Genomic DNA, 3,812 nt, shown 5'->3' with positions numbered 1-3,812 from the left:
AAGGAGAGCCAATGGCTCAGTATAACGCCGTTGATGGTTTCTGGACTGTACCGGAACCAACCAGAGAGGTAGGTTATGTTTTCTCTGGAGAGTGTACCCCAATTGGTGGAGGTGGTTGTACTCCAGATAGTTTACAGACACTCTATGCTGGTGGAAACAACGGTTCTCCAGGAGGAGCGGTATATTTTGACATTACTGTAGAAGATTCAGATATTGACGTATTAAGTTTCGATTTGCATACGGAAGATCTTGGTGCCTTTACTGTAGATGTTTATATGTTTGAAGGTACCTATGTTGGTAATGAAGCAGATCCTGCAATATGGGGAACTGCCGAATCTACTGGATCAGGTACTTCAGCTGGAGCTGGACTTCCTTCAACAGCTACATTGGATAATACTATTTCATTATCGGCAAATACTACGTATGCAGTTGCATTGGTTTTTGATGGAACGCATTCACATTATTATACGAATGGAGATGGAACAAATCAGAATTATTCAAATGCTGATTTAGCTCTAGATTTAGGTTCGGCAAGTAATACACCTTTCACTACTCCTATTTTTGACCCACGGATTTTTAATGGAGCTGTTGGATACTGCGTAGATGGCGGTGGTGGATCTGGCCCATTAACTACGGTTTATGGTATTAATAATGCAACTCAAGACCTTATAGGCTTTGGTGTAACGACTCCAGGAGATACAGAAGTTTTTGGAACTTCTCCAATAACCGTTAATTTTGAGAATGCTGGTGCAATAGATCCTGCAAACCCAACTACAGGGTATGCCTTGGACAATGCTGGAGAGTTCTACTCTTTTGATGTTGAATCTGGTTTCTATACTTCATTAGGGAATATTCCAGGAGACTGGGTAGGTATGGAGTTTGATCGCACTAGTGGTATTCTTTATGCCATATCAGGCGCAGATCTTTATACCATAGACCCAGTGGCAATTTCTGCTACCTTGGTGGGAGCTACCGGTATAAACCCTGCAGACCTTCCTATTGCGCTTGCCATTGACGGTGCTGGCGTTGGTTATACTTACGAACTCGTAAATCAAATGTTCTACTCGGTAGATCTTACTACAGGTACGGCGACTGCTATAGGCGATATTGGTTTCGATGCCAACTTTGGTCAGGGAATGGCTTATGACCCAACTACAGATATGGTTTACATGTCAGCCTTTAACGGTGCTACATTCGCTGCGGAGTGGCGTTCAGTAGATCTAACTACGGGAGCAACTACCTTTATCGGGAACCTAGTTAATGCTATTGGCGATGCACAAGTTGCTTGGGCATCCATAGGGGAAACTCTTGCTCCACCAGCGTGTCCAAAACCTATAAATCTTGCCGTATCGAACATTACGTCAACTTCGGCAGATTTGTCTTGGGATGCTGAACCAAATGCAAGTAGTGGTTATATCTGGTATGTTTTTGAAGCGGGTGACAACCCAATTACAGATAGCCCGATTGCAACCGGAACAACACCTTCTGGTACGACTACTGCAAATGCAACAGGTTTATCCGGCGGCTTAAGCTACGATTTTTATGTAGTTGCCGACTGTGATTCTGATGGATTGAGTCAATTAGCTGGTCCGGTTGCATTCGCAACACCGCCGGCTTGTGGAGGCAAATTCTATGATACTGGTGGTCCAAGTGGAGATTATGAGCCTAATGCAAATGTTACAACCACTATCAGCCCAGATAATGTGGGAGATAAGGTAACTGTTACATTTACTGCTTTTAATACTGAAGCTGGTTGGGATGCCTTGTATGTTTATGATGGTCCTGATGCTAGTTCTCCAATAATCTCTAGTGGAAATCCAGCTACTAACGGTGGATTCCCTCCTGGAGGATACTATGGAACTACAATTCCTGGTCCATTCGTCTCGTCTCATCCAAGTGGAGCACTTACTTTTGTGTTTTTAAGTGATGGTTCATTCCAGTATTCTGGATGGGAGGCAGATGTAACTTGTGATATGATAGGTGTTGGTGAGAATACCTTAGAAGGATTCTCATTCTATCCAAATCCAACAAATGGAGTGTTGAACCTAACAAGTGCTGATAACATTGAGAAGGTTACCTTATACAATGTTTTAGGTCAAATGGTAATCACCGAACGTGTGAACGCAACAAGCTCTCAGGTTGATGTATCTAAACTGAGTACTGGCACTTATTTGATGAAAGTGGTAGTAAACGGGAAAACAGGTACATATAGAGTACTAAGGCAATAACTCTTAGTGTTTTAAGTTTGAAATGGAAGCCATCCACGAAAGTGGGTGGCTTTTTTTATTCTATTGTTTAGACCTAAATCTTTTGGTTTGCTAGATATTTTGAATACTTTTATGATATTATTAACTAAAACTAATTTAAATTATGAAAAAAACTACTATTATTGGGTGTTTCTTAGGTTTGCTTTCGCTCACCTTAAGTGCCCAAACTACGCAACCATCAAATTCAAAGACCAGTTCGAGTCCGACGAATATAGAGGTGCAAAATGACTCCCAAGCTACCAGTGGAAAACTCTTGACGCGTGATAGCTACCAACAATCAGCTAGAGCAGCTAATGACGAAGTCGTTGTTTTTAATAGTTCTGCAGAGGCTAGAAATATCACAGTTTCTGAAGAAAACAGAGCGGCTCATAGCCAAACACCTTTATTTGTGGCTCCAAGAATGCTCACCGCTGAAGATGAAGCAGAAATATCAGCTGCTAAAGCTGAAGGGGTTTATAGTGATGCTAATGCTTTCTCTATACAAAATGGAGTGGTTCAGAATAGAATCCTATCAGATATTGTTCCTACTGCAGGGGCAACAGAAAGTTTTGCGGCAGCAACAGGTGATTTCTTTTACGACCCATCAGACGGTGTAAATGGAGGACCCGGAGGAGATTGCTCCACTACATCTTCAGGAGATCCTGGAGATTATCCAAACTGTGGATGTACTACAGTAACCACATTAACTGGTTCTGATTTATCTGTAGAATTCTTATCGTTTAGAGTTTTTGGAGATTTTGATTATTTAAATATTTATGATGGAACAGATGTTAGCGCTCCAAAAATCTACGATAGCAATTTGAATACCGATACTGATACACTTGACGGTATGATTGCAGCAAACGGTTCAGGTGTTTTTAATTCCACTTCTGGGGCTTTGACTTTTGAGTTCAAAGCAACTGCAGTAGTTAACACTTGTGGCTGGGAAGTTGAAGTGCTTTCTGGCGGCGGTGGTGGCAGCAGCGCATATTGTATTCCTGAAGGAACAAACTCGGATAGATTTATCGATAATTTCTCTACCACTGGCGGCAGCGAGAACATTTCCAATATGGGTTCTGGTTTTTCAACTGGCGGATATGGAGACTTTTATGATACAGCTACAGTTACTCAAGAGCAAGAAGGGACCGTGGACTTCTCGGCAGACATGGAAGGAGGAACTGCGGGCTTTAGAGTCTGGGTAGACTGGAACCAAGATGGTGTTTTTGATACAACAGCCGAAGTAGCTTATGCTTCAAGCGGTTATTTATCCAATCAAACAGGTACGATTACCGTTCCTGCAGATGCTTTGGAAGGTGATACCCGGATGAGAGTCGTGAGCCATTGGTTAAGTACAACAGGAGATGTTGATCCTTGTGAGACAGGCTTTACTTATGGAGAATTCGAAGATTATAAATTTACTGTAACTGCCGGTGGCGGTGGCGGTGGCTCAGGTCCTTGTGCCCAAGAACACCCTATTGCAGGTGATGGTAATGGAGGTTCAGGATCTTCTGTTGATTCTGACTTTACGAGTGCTGCAGACATTGTAGTGGCTGCTGGTGAGGACTT

At 42.5% G+C, this 3,812-nt stretch carries 2 protein-coding genes; both read left to right on the top strand.

All coding sequences use genetic code 11. From position 1 onward, the window contains the following. On the top strand, positions 1–2,228 hold a 2,228-nt coding region (locus G440_RS20120), incomplete at its 5' end, for a T9SS type A sorting domain-containing protein (protein ID WP_211228201.1). Between the two features lie 142 nt (positions 2,229–2,370). Continuing rightward, positions 2,371–3,812, top strand: a 1,442-nt coding sequence (locus tag G440_RS20115; RefSeq protein WP_034259739.1) for a GEVED domain-containing protein, incomplete at its 3' end; no start/stop codon positions are given.

Source organism: Aequorivita capsosiphonis DSM 23843 (assembly GCF_000429125.1).
Lineage (GTDB): Bacteria > Bacteroidota > Bacteroidia > Flavobacteriales > Flavobacteriaceae > Aequorivita > Aequorivita capsosiphonis.
Note: the sequence above shows the minus strand (reverse complement) of the source record. Positions and strands in the feature narration are given on the sequence as shown.